Annotated in this window: 19 protein-coding genes; 8 read left to right on the top strand and 11 right to left on the bottom strand. The window is 45.1% G+C overall.

From position 1 onward, the window contains the following. Positions 1–67: 67 nt before the first annotated feature. Together M3089_RS02790 and M3089_RS02785 are read left to right on the top strand one after the other, a co-directional pair. Complete coding sequence (locus tag M3089_RS02790) at positions 68–961, top strand: Abi family protein (protein ID WP_087207575.1); 894 nt, start codon at positions 68–70, stop codon at positions 959–961. Between the two features lie 549 nt (positions 962–1,510). After that, positions 1,511–1,744 carry a helix-turn-helix domain-containing protein gene (locus M3089_RS02785; protein ID WP_087207574.1) on the top strand — a complete coding sequence of 78 codons (234 nt, stop codon included), beginning with the start codon at positions 1,511–1,513 and terminating at the stop codon, positions 1,742–1,744. 62 nt (positions 1,745–1,806) lie between these two features. Here M3089_RS02785 and M3089_RS02780 read toward each other — a convergent pair whose 3' ends face one another. The 3 genes from M3089_RS02780 to M3089_RS02770 are packed head-to-tail and all read right to left on the bottom strand — an operon-like array spanning position 1,807 to position 2,765. Beyond that, positions 1,807–2,175 carry a hypothetical protein gene (locus M3089_RS02780; RefSeq protein ID WP_249081616.1) on the bottom strand — a complete coding sequence of 123 codons (369 nt, stop codon included), beginning with the start codon at positions 2,173–2,175 and terminating at the stop codon, positions 1,807–1,809. Positions 2,176–2,233: 58 nt separating this feature from the next. Next, on the bottom strand, positions 2,234–2,596 hold the full coding sequence (locus M3089_RS02775; protein WP_249081614.1) for a DUF2958 domain-containing protein: 363 nt from the start codon (positions 2,594–2,596) through the stop codon (positions 2,234–2,236). Between the two features lies 1 nt (position 2,597). Further along, on the bottom strand, positions 2,598–2,765 hold the full coding sequence (locus M3089_RS02770; protein ID WP_022384503.1) for a hypothetical protein: 168 nt from the start codon (positions 2,763–2,765) through the stop codon (positions 2,598–2,600). Between the two features lie 1,329 nt (positions 2,766–4,094). Here M3089_RS02770 and M3089_RS02765 point away from each other — a divergent pair. Genes M3089_RS02765 through M3089_RS02740 form a run of 6 tightly spaced genes read left to right on the top strand, consistent with a single transcriptional unit; the run spans position 4,095 to position 12,322 of the window. Then, positions 4,095–5,708 (top strand): CFI-box-CTERM domain-containing protein, encoded by a 1,614-nt coding sequence (locus M3089_RS02765; RefSeq protein WP_140406970.1) that lies wholly within the window; start codon positions 4,095–4,097, stop codon positions 5,706–5,708. After that, positions 5,705–6,610, top strand: coding sequence for a hypothetical protein (locus M3089_RS02760; protein WP_192916499.1), 906 nt, complete (start codon positions 5,705–5,707; stop codon positions 6,608–6,610). Before M3089_RS02765 ends, M3089_RS02760 begins: the two co-directional genes overlap by 4 nt. 10 nt (positions 6,611–6,620) lie before the next feature. Continuing rightward, positions 6,621–9,113, top strand: coding sequence for an Hsp70 family protein (locus tag M3089_RS02755; protein ID WP_087250983.1), 2,493 nt, complete (start codon positions 6,621–6,623; stop codon positions 9,111–9,113). Positions 9,114–9,125: 12 nt separating this feature from the next. Next, positions 9,126–10,049, top strand: a complete 924-nt coding sequence (locus M3089_RS02750; RefSeq protein WP_249081613.1) for a hypothetical protein — start codon at positions 9,126–9,128, stop codon at positions 10,047–10,049. Continuing rightward, on the top strand, positions 10,046–11,830 hold the full coding sequence (locus tag M3089_RS02745; protein ID WP_087250987.1) for an AAA family ATPase: 1,785 nt from the start codon (positions 10,046–10,048) through the stop codon (positions 11,828–11,830). The genes M3089_RS02750 and M3089_RS02745 overlap by 4 nt, the downstream gene beginning before the upstream one ends. Before the next feature lie 12 nt (positions 11,831–11,842). Further along, positions 11,843–12,322 (top strand): tellurite resistance TerB family protein, encoded by a 480-nt coding sequence (locus M3089_RS02740; protein ID WP_087250990.1) that lies wholly within the window; start codon positions 11,843–11,845, stop codon positions 12,320–12,322. A gap of 79 nt (positions 12,323–12,401) precedes the next feature. Here the strand turns inward: M3089_RS02740 and M3089_RS02735 are convergent, their stop codons facing one another. The 8 genes from M3089_RS02735 to M3089_RS02700 all read right to left on the bottom strand — a co-directional run bounded on the left by M3089_RS02735 (position 12,402) and on the right by M3089_RS02700 (position 19,206). Continuing rightward, entirely contained in the window at positions 12,402–13,679 is a 1,278-nt protein-coding gene (locus M3089_RS02735) for a PcfJ domain-containing protein (RefSeq protein WP_249081612.1), read from the bottom strand. 3 nt (positions 13,680–13,682) lie between these two features. Further along, positions 13,683–14,108, bottom strand: a complete 426-nt coding sequence (locus M3089_RS02730; protein WP_151858582.1) for a PcfK-like family protein — start codon at positions 14,106–14,108, stop codon at positions 13,683–13,685. 35 nt (positions 14,109–14,143) lie between these two features. After that, positions 14,144–14,449 (bottom strand): hypothetical protein, encoded by a 306-nt coding sequence (locus tag M3089_RS02725; RefSeq protein WP_087251012.1) that lies wholly within the window; start codon positions 14,447–14,449, stop codon positions 14,144–14,146. A gap of 347 nt (positions 14,450–14,796) precedes the next feature. Then, positions 14,797–15,339 carry a hypothetical protein gene (locus M3089_RS02720; protein ID WP_249081611.1) on the bottom strand — a complete coding sequence of 181 codons (543 nt, stop codon included), beginning with the start codon at positions 15,337–15,339 and terminating at the stop codon, positions 14,797–14,799. Beyond that, positions 15,336–15,881: a topoisomerase C-terminal repeat-containing protein gene (locus tag M3089_RS02715; protein ID WP_249081610.1), complete on the bottom strand. Its 546-nt coding sequence runs from the start codon at positions 15,879–15,881 to the stop codon at positions 15,336–15,338. Before M3089_RS02715 ends, M3089_RS02720 begins: the two co-directional genes overlap by 4 nt. Before the next feature lie 39 nt (positions 15,882–15,920). Further along, positions 15,921–16,658: a hypothetical protein gene (locus tag M3089_RS02710; protein ID WP_249081609.1), complete on the bottom strand. Its 738-nt coding sequence runs from the start codon at positions 16,656–16,658 to the stop codon at positions 15,921–15,923. A gap of 17 nt (positions 16,659–16,675) precedes the next feature. Further along, a complete protein-coding gene (locus M3089_RS02705; RefSeq protein ID WP_249081608.1) occupies positions 16,676–17,857 on the bottom strand; it encodes a DUF3991 and TOPRIM domain-containing protein in 1,182 nt (393 codons plus the stop codon). 20 nt (positions 17,858–17,877) lie between these two features. Then, entirely contained in the window at positions 17,878–19,206 is a 1,329-nt protein-coding gene (locus M3089_RS02700; protein ID WP_249081606.1) for an ArdC family protein, read from the bottom strand. Positions 19,207–19,357: the final 151 nt, after the last annotated feature.

The raw sequence follows: 19,357 nt of genomic DNA, 5'->3' as shown, positions 1-19,357 counted from the left end.
CTTTGCACTACAAGAACCCGCCAAGCCTCTTAACAATGCTTAAATCGGCGGGTCGTTTTATTTTTATATGAGATACACCAAACATTATTCGTCTCCAACCGAACTTTTGACCATTCTTCAAGACAGAGGTTTGGACTGTTCAGATATAGATGATGCCGAAAGCATATTGCGGTCGGTAGGCTATTATCGTTTGTCCGGGTATTTGTACCCTTTTCTTAAAGTACCCAAATCTGAACACAGATACAAAAGTGGAAGCACCTTAGGCAGTGCCGTAAGCCTATACGAGTTTGACAGGGAGTTTCGCCAACTTGTTTTTGACCAGATTGAGCGCATAGAGGTAGCTGTCCGAAGCACAATTACAAATATCGTATGTGCTGAGACCGGTGACGTGTTCTGGATGACCAATCCTTCACGTTTTGCCCATAGTGACAAATATAACAAGACTTTGGCGCTTATTGATAAGGAGATACAAACCAGCCGTGAAGATTTCATACTCCATTTCAAGCAGTCCTATGATGACCCGTACCCTCCTTCATGGATGATTGCCGAGATAATACCTTTGGGTACTTTGACCCGACTGTATGAGAACATCGCAAGCAACCAGATACGCAAAAAAATTGCACGGTATTTTGGCCTGACCGTTCCTGTATTCGTTTCATGGATGACCATTGTCACACTGACCCGGAATTCATGCTGCCACCATGCAAGGTTGTGGAACCGTTCACTTTCTTTGCGAGCATTGACCATGACAAGGCCGTTGCGCCCTTGGGTGGACAACAACGTGCAACAAGGACGTGTGTTCTTCACTCTTTGCATCTTGAAACACTTTGTAGACATTATCCGTCCCAATAACACATTCAAGCAGCGTCTTGTTGCCTTATTGTCAAAATATCACATGGTAGACACTTCGGCCATGGGATTTGTAAAGAACTGGCAAAGTCAACCGCTTTGGAAAGAATAAAATCATAAGACATACACTGAAAGGTCATCTTCGGATGGCCTTTTTTTATTAAGCGCATTTCAGAATATAATAAGCACGCATTTAGGTGTTGACGGTGTTGACAAAGGATAAGTCACAGCGTATCAAATATTTTCTATAAGATTATTGCGTTGACAAACGTTGACAAAGGTAGTCACTTTGATGTAGCGCTTTGAGATGCATTGCCAACGGTTGACAAACACGAGAACATATATTGTTCTTTCTTTTTTTAAAGAAATAAGATAATATTCTGTATTACAAATACTTGCAATGATTTGATTTGGTAACTATACGCACAGACTTCCTTGTCAACGCTGTCACCTCTCAAATATATGTTTTTTTCAAAACGAGAGAACATACCTCCTCATTCGGCACGTTTTCACACGACACTATTATGTCGGTAACAAGGTTCTTGTGATAAAGGAACACGTATTCCGAAAATATCCCATTAACTCTTTGATATTCCATTGTTTGACATGCAACTCTGTATGTGCTTTTGGCGTACTTTTATCGGCAAAAAATGTTTGTGCAATGGATTTACACAAGAAGTTCTCAGAGATAAGGCCGGAACAATCGTATTCAGTGAGCGAAGCGGCACGTTTCCTTGGCATACACCGATGTACCATCTATGATTACATTACCCATACGGAAAGGCCGTTGCCGTTCTTCCGGATGCAGGGCAATTTGAAAATACAGTTCCGTGGTAACGACCTGATTGCCTACAAGACCGCTGGACTACCGAAAAAAGGTCGTAAACGGAGATAGGATGAAAATTTCATAGCCTGCCACACCAATGGAGATATGGCAGGCCATGTTTGTATTTGTGTTCAACTTGTCAAGTCCCTGACCGCTTCAAGCAGCTTACAGACCATATCCTCCGCCGCTTCCATGTCGGCCAGCACATCCTTCATTCGGTAAGGTGCGCCGTTTTTGCCGTGTCCGTTGCCGTCCAGCCACAGATAGGCTTCCGAGTCTGCGTCAAAGCCCTCGTAATACTCTTCCATGTCGGTTATTAGACTTTCAAGGCTGCGTCCTTGCATCGTGGCCGAAAAGAAGAAATCCTGTCCGGCAGGAGTAAATTGGGAAAACTCAAAGATGACGATATTCTTGTCCTGCTGTTTTTCGGCATCCACATGCCATCCGTTTGCCTCTGCACATTGGATGACTTCCTTTATAATCTTGTTTCTCGTTCGCATGGTTACTGATGTTTATGTCAGCCGTGGTACTTGATTGCACCACGGCTGACGGGTTGTTTTAACTTTCAAATCTGACCAGAAACTGCTGCAGGCGGAAGTCCTGCAAGTTCTTTAACGGCGTAGGGGTAAAATTCTCCTGTTGTCTTACTTGCAGTTTGCCCAAGCCTTGCGCCGTAAGGTCAAGTTCCACTTCCGACAGCTCGTTAAGCGATATGTAGCCGTATTCATCCTCCGCAAGTCCTACCACGATACCATAAAGAATGGTGTCGTTTCCCTCTTTCTCACCTTCAAGGATGAACCAGCGTACCGCTCCAAGAGCGAAGATAGCACGGCAAACAGCTTCTTTTCCCTTGCCGTCCTGGGAATAAAGAGGATAGCCTTTTAAGGCTTCCTCCAACTGTGGTGTCATCAGTCTGCACATATCAGTCAAATTCTATTTCATCGTCATACACTTCTATTTCCGCTCCGCTGCTGAACTGCACGATAAAGCCTTTTGCAGTCCTGCCCACGATGGTTCCACGATGGTAGCCACGCCACGGTGTGACCAGTTCGCATTGCTGCCCGTATTCGGGAAAATCCGTCTCATACATAATTGAAAAGTTTTTAGATGGTTGCTTGATAGTAAATTCTCGGTTCGGCGGAAACATTGTAGATGTAGCTGCACAACGTACCAACAGGCAGTCCTTGCCGTAGTACAGCCGTTTCATGCCCCTGACGCTTCCGCTCTTGTGGAAGTCGGGAAAGCGGCATATGCCCACTCTCCGGCCTTGCTCGATAATCATTCTTCTTGTCCGCGTAATTCCTTGTGTTTTAAGAATTGGTGAAATCTGATACTTTTCCCTTTTGTGAAGCTCCTTTGAGCTTCTTGGTCGGGAAGACCGTTTTACGTGCAAATAGCCACTGCGGACACAAGGGAGAATAAGGCAAGTATGAGGCCGGAGAGTGCGGACGGAATACCCCAATTTTGGAGGAACGAGAAAATTTGCGGAAGGCTTCCGTCAAGCCCTCCTGCCGAAAGCCCGTGGCGGTACTTGACATTTCTCCCGTCCGCAGTAGTTTTGCACGGTAAAACGTACCCGGCCAAGATGTCCAAAGGTGGCTAAGAAAAACTCCATAAAGCAAGTCCTATTTATAGGATAGCATCCAAGCCCAATCTGTTTTCCAAAAACCGTTGCCATTGTGAGAACCTACAAAATGGAGCGTAGCGAAGTCTTGCAGGTTCTCTCTATGGCAACAGATTTGGGCTACCCAGACCATTGTAAATTCCTGTCAGCAGGACTTACTTGGTGTCATTGGCGCGGAGTAAGTTTGATGGCTTTATTATTTAACTTTTCGTCATGTCGGATAAGGTAGATTCACATTATCTTTTAATTTTTAAAAGCGCATTTTCTACTTCATTATAAGTACAAAAACTAAAGTTAATCAACTAATATGGCTTTTGTGCGAGAATAATCACTCTTGATGTTTAATATTTAATATTTAATGGCTTCTAACAATGTACTTCGCAAAAAAGTAGTATCTTTGCATCTGTCTACCCACGCTGTTGTCTCTTTAGAAGAGATGAGGTTATGGGTGGGACATACATGTTAAAGGCGTTTCTGACGCTTTGGTTTTGACTATGTAGAACTTCGCAAACTCTTACAGTTAATCAAAAACCAAGCAACGAGAGACGCCCCATTGGGTGTATAGTATACAGCCGTTATGTTTTTCCGATTTGGTCGGTTAGATATTAGGTCATATACATATTACATCAGCGTGGGGCTTTCGGCGTTGCTCGTTTCGATTAACTGGGCAATGCGAAGGCCTTACATAGTGGAACGAGTGACAGACTGGCTCCACGTTTTTATATGTATGAAAGGATTTTATTAAAAAGTATGCCAGCAATGGAGTCAGCTGACAATAGTTTATATCGCTGACGCATGGATATTATTAATAAAAATCCTTATCGCTATTTGGGAGTTTATTCAAATTCGCCAACCAAAGAGCGTATCGCCAATAAGGCAAAGATGAATGCTTACTTAAAAGTAGGTAAGTCTGTATCTTTTCCTTTGGATTTACTCAATATATTACCAAGCATAGACCGTTCGATTGAAACGGTTGCTAACGCAGAATCCGAACTGACACTCCCAATAGAACAAATCAGATTCGCTCAATTCTGGTGGATGAATGTAACTTCACTTGACGGTATCGCATTCAATCATCTGACCAATGGCAATATGGATATGGCAAAATCTATTTGGGAGAAAAAAAACGATGTGTCTTCTCTTCAAAATCGCTTTTTGCTTTCTATTATCAATGACGATTGGAACTCTGCCATTCAATACGCAGAAAACCTATATACTAATTTCTCAGAAGAATTTATTGCAAAAATTATTGGTGAGGCAATGCCTGTTTCAACACCACTTTGGAAAATGTTCATTGATTCATTGGCTAAATCAGGTGTAAACCTTTTACCGTTCATAGACACGCTCACCAACACGGAATGGAGAAATTATATATCGGAAATAACAATTGTTCCATTAATTGATTCCATTAAAGAAGCCATAGATTTAGCAAAATCCTCAAAGGGTAAAGGTCCGCAAGCCAGATTCAAAGCAGGAGAAAAATTAATGGCTTCTACTAAAAGCGCATTGAACCAAATCAAAAAATCTTTGCCGGTTTCTGACATACGTTATCAAACGATTGCCGACAAACTCGCGACAGAAATTCTCCAGTGTGGTATTGATTATTTCAATGACACGGAAGACGATGATGCGCCACAGAAGGCTATGATTCTACAAAACTACGCATTGTCAATAGCTGTCGGTAAACTAACCAAAGACAGATGTAAAGAAAATGTTGACATACTAAAAAGTATTGGAAAAGAATATTTGGTACGCAAAGAATTAGCACAACTTACAACATACATAGAAGAACTTCGAGGTGAAAAATCCGCTCAAAGTCCTTTATTAGGGTTAACGTCGTTTGGTAGAGGAATTCCTGATATAGCACGAATCGTAGACAAATGCATTCCTTTATTAAATAGCATGAAAGGTAAACTTGGCTTTGGCAGCAACTTGTATATGAACGTATCTTCTGCTGTTGCCTCTTCTGCTATAAATGCTCTTGTTAATGTCGTAAATTTTCAGCAAACTATATCCATAGGGGATAATAGTAAACTCAAAAGCATTATAAGTGATGCTGTAAAACTTATGTCCACAATAGGAAACATGGATATGGATACAAAAACCAGAAACTACTACAGCGGAAATAAAAACACTTTAATGAGCATAGACAACAGATTAAATCCTTCTGGCGGCTGTTATATTGCAACAATGGTGTATGGCGATTACGACCATCCACGGGTAATGGTTTTGAGAGAATTTAGAGATAGTTATCTTGCTGATAGACATTGGGGAAGACAATTCATCAAGATTTATTATAAATACTCTCCGAAACTTGTTAAAAAACTTACTGGACATAAAAAAATAAATCATATGATAAAAATCATGCTTGATATATTCGTTGAACACTTAAAGAGAAACAAAAAATGAAAAAAATAATACTATTTGCAACATTGTTTATTTCTGCAATCAATATAAATGCAGACAATTTAAAAGAACAGTTGCAGAAACAAAATGCTCGCCTTGATGCCATAGAATCAGACATCAATCGCTTAAATAATAGCATAAAGCAACAACATAGAATAAACCTACGTTTGTCTGCTACAGATAAAAAGATTATATTAACTCAAGACTCAATACAAGGGAATTTAGGTACTTTGAACGAACGTATAATTGCCGTTGAAAAGACACAATCTGAAGACAGAATATCTTTTAAGAATGACATACGAGAAACTAACACCAATATTGCCACCAATCTTGTAAAGATGGACTCACGTACCATGTGGGGTGGCATATTATTATTCTGTACAATTTTGGGATTCAGCGGGTACCTTTATGTGAAAAGGCGCAAAGACTATACATCTATGAGTGAAGTCCGTAAAGCCCAAGAAGCATTGCGAATTGCACAATCCAAGATGCAGGAAGATTCCGTAAAATTGGATAATCAGATGCTGGCTTTAATGGAAAAACAAATGAACGCTACTTCTACAATTGTCTCAACAGAAGCGGACCATTCATTAGCTCTTAAAGTAGCAGATGAAATAGTCCGCATAGAGCTTAACCTATCCCGAATGGATGCTTCTGTAAAAGGGTATAAACAACTGGCTAAAGCTGTAGAACGCATTAAAAATAATTTTCAAGCAAATGGATATGAAATAATCGATATGCTTGGTAAACCGTATAATGAAGGTATGAAAGTGGTTGCGAATTTCGTCCCTGACGAAACATTAAAAGAAGGTGAGCAAATAATTACCGGAGTCACCAAGCCACAAATTAATTACAATGGCAAGATGATACAATCTGCTCAAATCACTGTAAGTCAAAACATCTAAAAAATACAATATGGCACGTTTAAAGATTGATTACGGCATTGACCTTGGTACAACCAACTCGGCTATTTGCCGCATGGAAAAAGGTGAACCAGTTATTATTAAAAGTGACACTCTTAAAGATACCATGCCCTCATGTGTATCTTTCAACAAAAAGAAATCCGTGAAAGTAGGTGATGGCGCATACAACAATATGAAGAGTGATAAGCGCCGTGCAACAAAGTCATGGCACGTTGAAGCATCAAATACCTATATCGAATTTAAGCGCACGATGGCTACAGATACTAAATATTCAAGTAGTTATATGGAGCGTGAATTTACTTCGGAAGAACTTTCTGCAGAAGTCCTGAAGACGCTAAAATCATATGTTACAGATGAAAACATATCCTCAGTAGTAATTACTGTACCTGCAAAATTTACCGTAAATCAGAAGACAGCTACCATGGAAGCCGCAAAAATGGCAGGCTTCAAGCGTTGCGAATTGTTGCAAGAACCTATTGCAGCAGCTATGGCTTACGGACTTTCAACTGACACTAAGAATGGCATTTGGATGGTATTCGATTTCGGAGGTGGTACATTTGATGCAGCTTTGCTAAAAGTAGAAGATGGCATCATGCAAGTATTCGATACAGAAGGAGATAACTATTTGGGTGGTAAGAATCTAGATTATGCCATTGTGGACAAAATCATAATACCTTATTTACAGAAAAATTATGTAATAGATGGTTATCTAATTGACAATCAAAAGAAAGAGGTACTTCGTGATGCCATGAAAACATACGCTGAAGAAGTGAAGAACCAGCTTTCATTCAAAGATCACGAAGACATTATTTCTAATCTTGGTGACCTTGGAGAGGATGAAGAGGGTGAAGAAATCGAACTAGATATTACTATTACCCAAGCGGACGCTTTTGATGTGATGCGACCCTATTTCCAAAAAGCGGTAGACATTTGTAAAAATCTTTTAGAGCGCAATCATCTTAATTCATCTCACCTTGATAAGTTAATATTAGTTGGTGGTCCGACTCATTCTCCACTCATTCGGCAGATGTTGAAAGAGCAAATAACTCCAAATGTTGATACAAGCATCGACCCCATGACGGCGGTAGCTACCGGGGCAGCTCTATATGCATCAACAATGGAAGCTGAAGTGAACGATGAAGATTTCACTATAGAAACTGTAAAACTTGAAGTCGGATATGAAGCAACATCCGTGGAAACTACAGAATGGGTAAGCGTAAAACTATCTGCTGATGCTAAACAAAACAATGTATTTGTAGAGCTAATTCGCAGTGATAAAGCTTGGTCAAGTGGTAAAACAGACATAGACAAGAGCGGTAATGTAATTGAGGCTAATCTTTTAGAAGGACGACCGAATTCGTTTGATGTTGTTTGCTATGATATTCAGGGTAACACTCTTCCATGTTTTCCTAATGAGATAACAATCATTCAAGGCTCAAAGGTAGGAGCTGCTCCTCTGCCATATAATATAGGTATTGCCGTTTGGGACTCCAATAAAGAACGGGCAGTGTTCCGTATGGCTCGCGGTTTAGAGAAGAACAAGCCGGTTCCGGCAACAGGTGTTGTTAATAACTTAAAAACTACCAGCCAATTGCGTCCAAGTGTGGACAGTGATGTACTAACAATACCCATTTATCAGGTGGATGATTTTAGTGAAGCTGAAAATCGTCCGGTATCTCTCTATGAACATGTAGGAGATGTTGTTATAACAGGCGATGAAGTGGAACAGCTTATACCTTCAGATAGTGTAGTTGATATAACACTGAAAGTTGACTCATCCGAGCAAATGATACTTGAAGCCCATTTCCCAACCACAGACACAACAATTGAAAAGCCTCTTGACACGAGTAAAAAACAGTCTATAGAAGATGCCGATAATAGCATCCAAAAAGGAATAGCTGATGCTCAAAGAAATATAAACCGTCTGAATGCATCAGGTATTTCTACCACTGATGTAGAACGAGAATTAGCACAAGTCAAAGATGAAGCTAAGAATAGCTCGGAAAAGAAAATGGTACTCCAACACCTGAAAGAAGTGCTTCGTAAGATTGAAGACCTTGATGAAGGTACTGAATGGCAACGAGTGGAATCTGAATTGCGTGAAGAGTTTGAAAGGCTTGAAAAAGCGCAAGAAAAGTTGGGTAATGATAAATCTCGACAAATAGTAGAAAATCTACGCTCACAAGTGGATCAAGTTATTCGCTCAAAAAATGTCAAGGTCGGCCATGAGCTCCTTGAGCAAATCAATACTTTGTTCTTCCAACTTACTATGATGTATCAGTGCATAGGGTTGATAGACGACTATAATAAAACATTCTCTTCCCATCCTTGGAAAGATGCTAGTCGTGCTCGTCAACTTATTAATCGTGGACTGGAAATCATCAACAACAATCCATCAACTGAAGCTTTATTGCCAATAGCAAGAGGTATTCTTAACTTATTACCTGATGAAGAGGCTGCTAATGCGGGAGGTTTATTAAAATAACAAACTTGCTTTATGGATAAAAATTGGAAAATAGATCAATTAGAGAAGCTGCATATTGGTAAATCTATATACAAATATATTCCCGAAAATATTGGGAATATATTGTATTGCGATACAACAGAGCCCAAAGAATATCCATTAACACCTCAACAAACCTCAAAAAGAAAAATATTAGGTATGCTTTTTTGCATAATAAGTCTTTCTTTATATTGGGGGTTTCTTTATGAACATTACATTTGGGGAATTATCATTACTATTGTCATTTGTATTATAACCTTGGCCGTTTATAATACATCCTTTTCCGGTGTAGATTATTTTATTGGTGACAAAGGTTTTTCTATAATAGAATTTTCTGGTAGACGAGACAATATTGCCAATAAGCAGATATGGCAATTTGATGATTTATCATATCTATTTACAGGAGAATGTGTGAAAAAGGTGAATTTTTCATATTCAGGCACGGATTATTATTTTTCTTTTTATAAGAAACTGAATCCTGATGGAAAAACATATGATATTGCATATACGACGACAGGATCATATTCAGATAAATCGCCAAAAGACCCAATGAATCCAGAGGGAGCGAGTCCTGAATATTGTTTCATGAAAGAATTAGAAAAAATATGGACGTTACTTTTTTTCAATAAACACAAGAATGCCCCAATAACTCAATTTCCACTTATTAAAGATAATAGCATTTATAGTGATGCTATTGCTGTCTGTCGTGATTATATTGATATTTATGGAGTTAAATACAATCAAAGCAATACGAAAAACATCTATATTTCTAATGGTCAATTGATTGTAGAGCATGAAAATCATTCAAAGAAATTCCTTGGGTTAATTGAAAAAGGAAATATAAGTTCAATTCCTCTTTCTGATTTAGGAAATCGACAAGCATTTATGTTATTATTTAACTCATTTTACAAATCATGATATACTCAAAAGGAGATAAAATTAATAACTACACAGTAACATTTCCGCATAAGCAAAGTTCTTATGCGGAAACTTACCGTGTTAAGGATGATACTGGGAAAACTCGTTTTTTGAAGCTTATCAATTATAGCAAAGTAAGTCGTTGGCAAATGAATGATAAAGGAACGATGAGGGAAATTGAAATCTCTAAGCAGTTTAATCATTCTAATCTATGTAGCTATATAGATTCCGGTTCAATTATGAAAAATGGCAGTCAATGGGCTTACCTTGTAACAGAGTATATCAGTGGAGAAACACTTTCACAACGAATTATACGTACTGGTTCACTTGGTGTGTACGAAATAAAGCAAGTAGCAAAATATGTATTGGGCGCATTGGACTATATACATTCACTTCCCATACCAGTCATTCATAACGAAGTTACAATACAAAATGTAATGCTTAATCTTGTCGGTGGGCTACAAGAGCTTAAATTGATAGACTTTGGCCATGCTTGTTACCTCAACCAACAGAATGGCAAACCTGATTTGACGGACTTAAACGCATTTTATTTAGCACCGGAGCGTTTTTCGGGAGTTTGTTCAGTTCAGACAGACTTATATGCTGTTGGCGCAATGATGTATTTCTTGCTTTATGACAAACTACCATGGTTTATTGACTTATCTCGTGTTTCAAACAGCGATAAAGTAGAAGCTATTCTATCTGAACGTCAAAAAGAACTTGATTTGCCCGACATTGAAATGTTTGAATTGGATGAGCAACTCATCAATATTATTGTGAAATCATTGTCTCAGGATTCAGAAGACCGCTTCCAAACAGCTAAAGATTTTATCAAAGCTATTGATGGTGAAGTAAAAATCTCAAGACAATCAACTAAGAGAAAAATTCTTTCATCAGGAGCAGAAGACAAATCCGGAGGTTCATCTAAACCTGTGAATATCGTAAAAGGTTCGGGCTTTGCTGCGATAGCAGGTATGGATGAACTCAAAGAACAACTTCGGGAAGAGGTAATAGATCCATTGCATCATCCTGAAGAATACCAACGCTATGGTGTTACAATTCCGAATGGAATGCTGCTGTATGGTCCTCCCGGATGTGGAAAAACTTTTTTTGCCAAACATTTTGCCGAAGAAGTTGGTTTCAATTTTATGTTTGTTACACCGGCAACACTTAAAAGTCGTTATGTGAATGCTTCACAAGAGAACATCGCCAAGATGTTCAAAGAAGCTGAGGAAAATGCACCTACCATCATCTTTATCGATGAAATTAATGAGTTGGTTCCCAATCGTGAAGGGGATGTACATGAAATGTCCAAAAGTGCCGTTAATGAAATGTTGGCTCAGATGGATAGAACTGGAGAAAAAGGAATATTCATTATTGGCGCAACAAATTATCCCCACATGATAGACCCGGCTATATTGCGAGCTGGTCGCTTAGATAAGAAATATTATGTCGGAGTTCCTGATGAAGTTGCTCGAAAAGCTCTTTTTGAACTTTATCTTAAAAATCGACCGTATGACTTTGGTTTGGATTATGACGAGTTGTCTAGGCTCACAAGAAACTATGTTTCCGCAGATATACAACTCATTGTAAATAACGCAGCTCGTACCGCCCTCAAAAGCCGTTCAAAGATAACGATGACTATTCTAAGAGATGCTATTGCAGCTGTTCGACCATCATTGGATATAAAAGAACTTCAACGCTATGAAGAAATAAAAGCACAAATGAATGGAGAAGAAATTAAAGAGCCTGGAAACAGACCTAAGGTAGGATTTAAATAAAACATAAACGATATGAATACGAATGAATTATACTTAAAAACCATCTTTTGCTGTATGGCTTGCGATGGTGATATTGCAAAAGAAGAGGTTTTATTAGTGAATGACATAACTTCCAAACAAGAATCATTTAGAAATATAAACATAGAAGCAATTATAAATGATTATGTAGCAGCTATTAATGAAAAAGGAGTTTTGTTTTTGAAGCAGTATCTTAAAGAATTAGAAGCGCAGAAACTTTCAATTGAGGAGCAGATGATAATCATTGATTTGGCAATTCAGACAATATATGCTGACAGCAAAATAGAATATTCGGAAGTAAAATTTTTCAAGAAGATTCGTAATCGATTATCACTGAATGATGAACAAATACTTACTAAATATCCAGACATTGAGGATTTCTTACTTCCCGACATTAATGTCATAGAAGATCCCGAATGGAACAATGTCATATTTGAGAATATAAATTTAGCAGAATATGGGCAGAAACAGTGAATGATTTATAGACTCTGAACTTTCCAAAAATCCCGACCCGCGCCTCACGGCGCAGGCCGGGGTCAGGACATTCAAGGATTTATGCCGGTGTCCTCGCCTCAAGAAAGCGGTAGGCGTTGGCGTTTACAAGTCCTATAATCCGGTCGTGGTATTCCGTGTTGGAGTTGCACAGCCCACGGCTCTGTACCACCTTGCCCTGACTCAATGAGAATTCCACGGTCTCAATGCGGTTGCCTTGGCGGTCGTGTGCCGACAGGATAACGCTGTCCGCCTTGGCATAATACTCGCATTGGAACACACAATGGTGAAGGCTGCTTCCCTCGGCCTGAAAAGCCTCGATGGAGTCAAGTACGGATATTTCAATGTCATTGTCGCTGATGACAATCCCGAAGTAACGTGACTTTTCCCGGTAGAAGTCAGCCTCCCTCGCCTTGGCCCTCAACATCTGTTCCCTGTTTCTACGCTTTTCCTCCGCCTTGTTCCTTTTGTTCAGCCAATGGTCATGGGCGGCTTTGAGGTCTTTGGGGCAGACATACTTGGCGTTGTGGATGTCCTTTCCGCATTGCTCCAACAAGCGGACGGTATCACACCACAGGCCGTAGTCGGACGGGCGGTAATGATGCCGTGCAGCTACCTTGTACGATTGCCAACATTCATCCAAATCCAGCGGACGGCTCACAAAGTAAGCCACGGCCTGCAAGTCCCCGGACTTCATCATCGTCTCTATCCGGCTGTCCGTCAGCAACGCCTTCATCAGCCTTGCCGGATGGCAGCCATCGGGAAGCCTGCCTTTCATGCCGTTGCGCCTCAATTCAGGAAGCACCTTATAACGTGGGTAAACGTATGTATCGGAAATCACCCAATGCACCTCGGACAAAATCTTCAAGTCAATTCCTGTACACCAATTGAAGCTGTCCACATACCAGCCCAATGTCCTTGCCCTTGATGTCACCGCCATCCTGCCCTCGGCATTGAGCCACAGACGGCACACCTCCATGCAGGACGTTTTCAACTTCATCCCTTTCCGGCATAAAGCTCTCAGTAGGAACACACGCTGCACCTGCAGGCCGTCCGCCACTTCAAGGGAAGAGAAGTAGGCGGACTGCACCTCCTTGCGCTTCATCGTGTCCCTTACCTGCAAGCGGTGTCCGCAATGGGGACAGCATACCGACTTGCCTTTTCCCTTATGGTCAAACTTCGCTCCGCAGTCGCCGCACATGCAGTTGTGGCCGGATGTGCGGAATGCGATATGTACAATGACATTACTTACAGCCCATTCAACGGCTTTGGGGCTGAGGACGGTCAGCTTCCCGTTGGAAGCCGCCACCGCCTTTTCAAATCTGTTCCTCGGTTTCATGGCTCAAAAGTTGTCAAAGAGTGATAATGTCGGTTGGCTGTCAGTCTGCGGCTTGTGGGCTTTCGGCCTTGCATTGCGTGCCTGTATCTTGCGAAGCTCCTCGTCCTGATAGCGTTTGAGTGCGAGTACCCTCTGTTCCGCCTTTTCCTCCTCCGTCAGCTCTATATGGTGGTTTACCACCACGTTACAGGACAGCGGCTTGCCGATTTCAAGGTCAGGCTCGTCTATGACGTGTACCGCCATTGAATATATCTCGCTGTCCGAGAAACCGCAACAGCCGGAGTTCTTAACTTCGTGTAGGATAAAAGTCACCACATCGTCAATGGTACGTGTCGTGGTTTCGTACTTGGCACGGAATAGTTCATCTTCCTTTGCCCTTTGGTCAAGATAACCCTTGATAATCTCCTTGAAATGTTCTGTTCCTTTCATATGTCCTTGCTTTTTTATAGATAAATCCATACAGGTTAAATCGGCAGGCCTGTCAGCAGTTCCAAAAGCGGTATGGTGTTAATGTCCTTGTCGAAGCGTATCTGCCAGTCCGGCCTTGCCAGTAGGGACGGCATGAACTTCTTTACCACAAACCGCCCGTTGTCGTTAGAATAGCAGTTGATGGTGGCGAAGTTTGCTCCGTCCTTGCGGATGTGGGCGAAGAACGGCGGCATACCGCAGAAGCACTTGCGGACGCTCTCCCTGTCCCACAACAAGGTAAGCTCGTAAATACAGCCCTTGTAGCTGACACTTTCCTTTCTGTCAATCAGTTTTATTGCCATAATGCCTGAATTTTGAAGTTCTAATCTTTTTCCCTTTTGTTTGAAGCCTTGCGGCTTCCGCTCCGGGATTTTACGATACGGCATGACGGAAGGTGCAAGGGGCAAAAGGCGGACGGGACAAGTGGAAAGAGGCCGGAATACCCGATTTGGCACAAATCGCGGAAGGCTGCCGGACGCTTTCCACGCAGGCAAGTGGAGCGTCGTTCGCCGCCGCCACGGCCTTCCGTTGCTTTGTAGCGGAAAATCCGCCGGAGCGGAACGCCCACAGGTTCAAAAACAGGAAATCCCGATGCCACAACCGATGACACCGGGATACCAACATATTAGGGAACAAAATTCTTAGCCTTCTACGGCAAGGGTATCTCAAACGACTTCACCACGCATTGCGCCTCCTTGTCCAGGATGAACCAGTATTCGGAATGATAGCCTTGGCCGTCCGCATCCACACCCTCGAAGTCAACCTTGACCTTCCAGCCGGAGAACGGTTGCGGACTCCCGTCAAGCGGGCCGCTGAAGTCCATCAGCCGCCTCAGGCCCGACATGGCTGACATCTGCCGCTCCATCAGGGCTGCCGTTTCCTTGTCGTCCGGATTGAAGTTCTCCAGCCCGTCCGTCACATCCATCACCTTCCTGTTGATTTCCACCATAGCCAGAGAAAGGGACATCTTTTCCTCCTGCGTAATGTAGGTATGCCCGAACACGGAATCCGGCTTGCTGACAGCCAATATCCGTATGGATTCGGGATTGTGCACCGATGCCTTCAATGCCTTTTCGGCCATGTCCGCCGCACGGCCGTCCAGATTGTCCGAACAGCATACAAAATAGAATACACCGCTCCAGAACAACACGATGGAGGCGAGTATTATCCAAATCTTCATCCCCGGTCTCATATCTTCACGATTTGAAGTTTGTCAGGTGACACGCCGAGCCGCTTGCGGTAGATGCTGCCGTCCTCACGGTACATTTCCAGTTCCGAAGAGGTGATGCCCTTCTCGCAGATTTCCCCGGCTTCCTCCAGGGTGAGCTGGTGTCCGCCGATGTTGCGCCAGATGGCAAAGGAGCAGGGCGCGTTTTGGTTGGCATAGTTGGAGCAGTTGAACGCCCGGCTTCCCACACGGATTTCCCCTCCGCAGTGCGGACACCTGCCGATGACCGGCTGCATCAGGATGTTGCCGTCGTCGGCCAGCTCCAGCACGGTCGGGAATGTCTTGCCCTCCTTACTGGCGAAGCCGTCCAATAGAATCCGGCGTTTTTCCAACAGTACCGCCACCTCCGCGTCCGCCATCTTGCGGTTGCCGATGATGGCGTTGATGTTCAGTACGCAAGAAGGGCTGTCGCCAATGTTGTGCTCACAGCGGTAGCCCTTGCAGGTCTTGATCACATTGCCGCCGCACAAGGGGCAGCGGCCGATGATTTTCTTTTCTGTTTCCATTGCTGTATGATTATGATACACTATTTTGATGATAAAATCCTAATTGAATCCACGTTTCCAGTCGGCCACGATGCCGCCGATGATGTTCTTGCCGGACATCACATTCGCCCATCCTTCCGGGTCGAGCGAGAACCAGAGGTCGTTCCAGGAGAGCGTGCGCACCTGCCAAGCCAGAATAAACAGGTCGGTGTTGATGGTTTCGAGCCTTGTCACCACCTCGTTGGCGATGTAGTAGCGTTCCGAAGAGTCCAGCAGGTTGACCTTGTGCTTCTCATTCTTCCCGTCTGCCCCCGCCACATCGTAGCTGCCCGAAGTCACGAGCTGTTTCATGAACGGATAGAGCGCAGCCATCTGCGTGGCCGCGTCCGTCAGCTCGTCCGACACGATGGCAGCTATCGCCGTGCCCTTGAGGTTGCTCCCCACCGATTTGAGCAGCAGGCTGCAGTTCTGCGGTATCTCGGTCGTCACCAGTTCCCCTGCACGTTTGATTTGGTAGAGGTTCTGCACCGCACCCTGCGCGTTGGAGAGGTATTCCAGCATCTTGTCCTCCACGCTGTGTACCCGGTCGAGGGCGACCGTCACGGCGGCTTCGGCGGCGATAATCTTTTCCTGTGTCTTCCTGCGCTTGTTGTGCAGGCTCTTCAGTTCCAGCGTCTGCGCCGTCACCGCTCCGGTCAGTGCCGGGTCTATCTGTTGGGAGAACGCCGGGACGGCATTGCCTCCGGCCAGCCACAGGGCAAATGCTCCAGTAGCTATTTTCAGTCTGATTGCTTTCATATACGTTCCATGTTACATTACATTTTAAGGCTTCCCTTTCTCCGCTCCGCCAGGTTCCGGTCACGTTCCTCCTTGCATGGGGCGAGAACCGGAGCCACCGGTTTGTTCAGGAGGCAGTCGTTCCAGTCCTTGAACGCCTTGGGCGGCAGCCATTGCCCCGTAAGGTATCGGACGGGAAGGTGCGCGGCAAGCTGTGAGGCCAACGGCTTTGCCGGATTGACGGTGAAGGTCTTGCCCTCGGCTTCCACTTGCAGACCGTCCTCCGCCTTACTGATTTTCATCGGGACGCCCTCTATCAGACCAACCATGCGAAGCCCGTAGATGCGTCCGGCGATGTCGTTGTCAAAACAATCGAAAGCCTTGGCGTTCGGGAAACGCCCCATCACGCCGGCAATTTGGTTGTCGGAGAATGTCCCTCCGAGGGAGACCAATGCCACATCCGGGTGCAGCCGACCTCTGTTCATCTGGTGGAAGGCCATCGTATCGAAGGCGGACTCACAGAAGAACACGCTCCTGACCGCTTCGGGATTGCCGCCGGAGAAGTCGGCCACCCATGCCGCCGAGGAGGAATCCGTACCTGCCGCCTTTGACTTGTAGCCGCCATAGCCGCGAATCTCGTAGCCCTTCACCTGGCCGTCCGCACCGGTATAGGGGAAACCGATGTTGTAGCCGTCGAAATTCCCGTTCCGCTTGTCCCGTATGAGGAAAATGAACGCCGCGAAACACCTGACTGTCTCATCGGACAAGCCCCGTTGGCGGAAGATTGGAGGGATATGCTCTACATCCATTCGTTTCACCTCATAGCGCGAAGCGTCAAAGGCAGATGCTGCCCTGACTGACTTCACATATTCCCGGTCATCATTGTATTCCGGTTCGGGCATATTGGCGAAGCGTGCCATGACCTTGGCAGTCTTCTGCCAATCGTCCTTACCGGTGACGAAAAAGGCACCCAGATTCTCACGGATAAGTGTCAGGACATCCCCTTTGGAGCCGTCCCGGCGGAAGAACGTCTGGGTGCCCCTGTCGTTGGGATGGCTGACAATGATGGTGTCACGCTTCTCCCGTCCGTCACCCAATACCAGCTCGATGTAACGTCCCACGCCGGCCTTGCGGTCAAGGCGGTAGCCGAGGGCGTAGGCCACATCGGTCACGCCGACACGTGACTTGAGTTCCTTGAAGTTTACCTTGTAGTCCGGCATACGGTATTACTTTGTTTGGATTAGATACTCATCTTGGCGCTTACGGCCTGCGTCCTGCCCATCATGGCAATCTCCGGTCCGAAGGTCTTGCGTGCTGTCATGTTCAGGAAGGCCGCCTTGTCCTTGTAGTCCGTAAGCTGGAAGTAAGTCCGGGCCGTGCCTTTCGACACCTTCTTCAGACCCAGCTCCACGCCGTCATACGAGGCACGGATGGCGTAGTCGCCGCCGCGTGTCTTGACGATGGCCGCGTTCCTGAAGGGCACTTCCTCGCCGGGGGCAAGCGGGGCGAGCGGGTCGTTCTTGGCCAAATAGGGCTGTTCGTTCAAGGCCAGCCGCTGCCTGTCCACATGGTCGAGTATCATGTCCGAAGCCCTGTTCACGTCCGCCATGACCGAGACGATGAACTTCGGCTCCTGTTTCAACACGCCGATCCACGAATCCAGGTAGGCGGCCGAGTTGTCCGTGACCTTCGAGTCAAAGCCCATCGAATGGCTTATCATCGCCGCCGTCAGTTCGGCGACAAGCTCCTCCTTGGCATACTTGGGGTCTCCGAACCTGCCCATGCCGTCGCGGTTGAGCCGCTGCGGTGTCATGGTGGAGTGGGCCATCTCATGCAGCATGGTGGAATAGAACTCCATGCCGCCACGGTAGATTTCATCGGGCGTACTCCCAATGTTGAACTGCGCCTTCATGGGCAGCACCACGATGTCCTGTCCCGGCGAGTAATACGCCCCGTCCACACGCTTGTCCGCCTGTATCGGGCAGACCCAGCCCTGCGTTTCGACCATCCTGTCAAGCGCGGCGTGGGCGTACATGCCTTCCGTGTCGCGGAGTTCGGGCAGCCTGAACCTGTCCATGAGCTTCTGCATCCGTTCGGGCTGCACTTCGGCCAGGTTGGTCTGCGCCACGTTGTACACGGGAAACGCCTTGACGAACGGGATGACCTCCATGCCTTCCTTCTCCTCTTTGCTCATGGCCCGGTATTCCTCCGAACTGACCTTCCTGCCGTCCTTGTCTTTCACGAGCATGTCCCAATAGATGACGGGGAAGGCCTTCTCGCCTTTGAGCACGTGGGCTTTCAGGTTGTGCGCCTGCTTGAAGGTGAGGAACACGGGCAGGTCGTAGCCGTTGGCCGCCGTGTGGAGCTGCAGGAAGAAGGAGTTGGAGCCGGAATAGTTGCGTCCGCCCACGTTCTGGGGCAGACCCGCATATCCCGACGCTCCGCCTATCCAGCCCTTCTTCCAGTCGGACGCCTTCATCTGCTCCATGCGCCCGATCATCATCTCGGCGAAGCGGTCTATGGCCGCCTGGCCGGAGTTGGCAGATGCCGGGTTAGTTCCAGATGCCATAGTCCCCGTCGTCGATTAGCTGGCGTTCCATCTGCATGATGTCCGTCTGTTCCACATAAAACTCGGCGGACTCGTCCGACGGGTCCGTGCCGTGCGCACGGCACCACTCCAGATAGTCCTGTTCGCTTTCGCCCTCCAGCACGAAGCGGAG

Origin of the sequence: Marseilla massiliensis, assembly GCF_023336985.1 — a bacterium.
Lineage (GTDB): Bacteria > Bacteroidota > Bacteroidia > Bacteroidales > Bacteroidaceae > Prevotella > Prevotella intestinigallinarum.
Note: the sequence above shows the minus strand (reverse complement) of the source record. Positions and strands in the feature narration are given on the sequence as shown.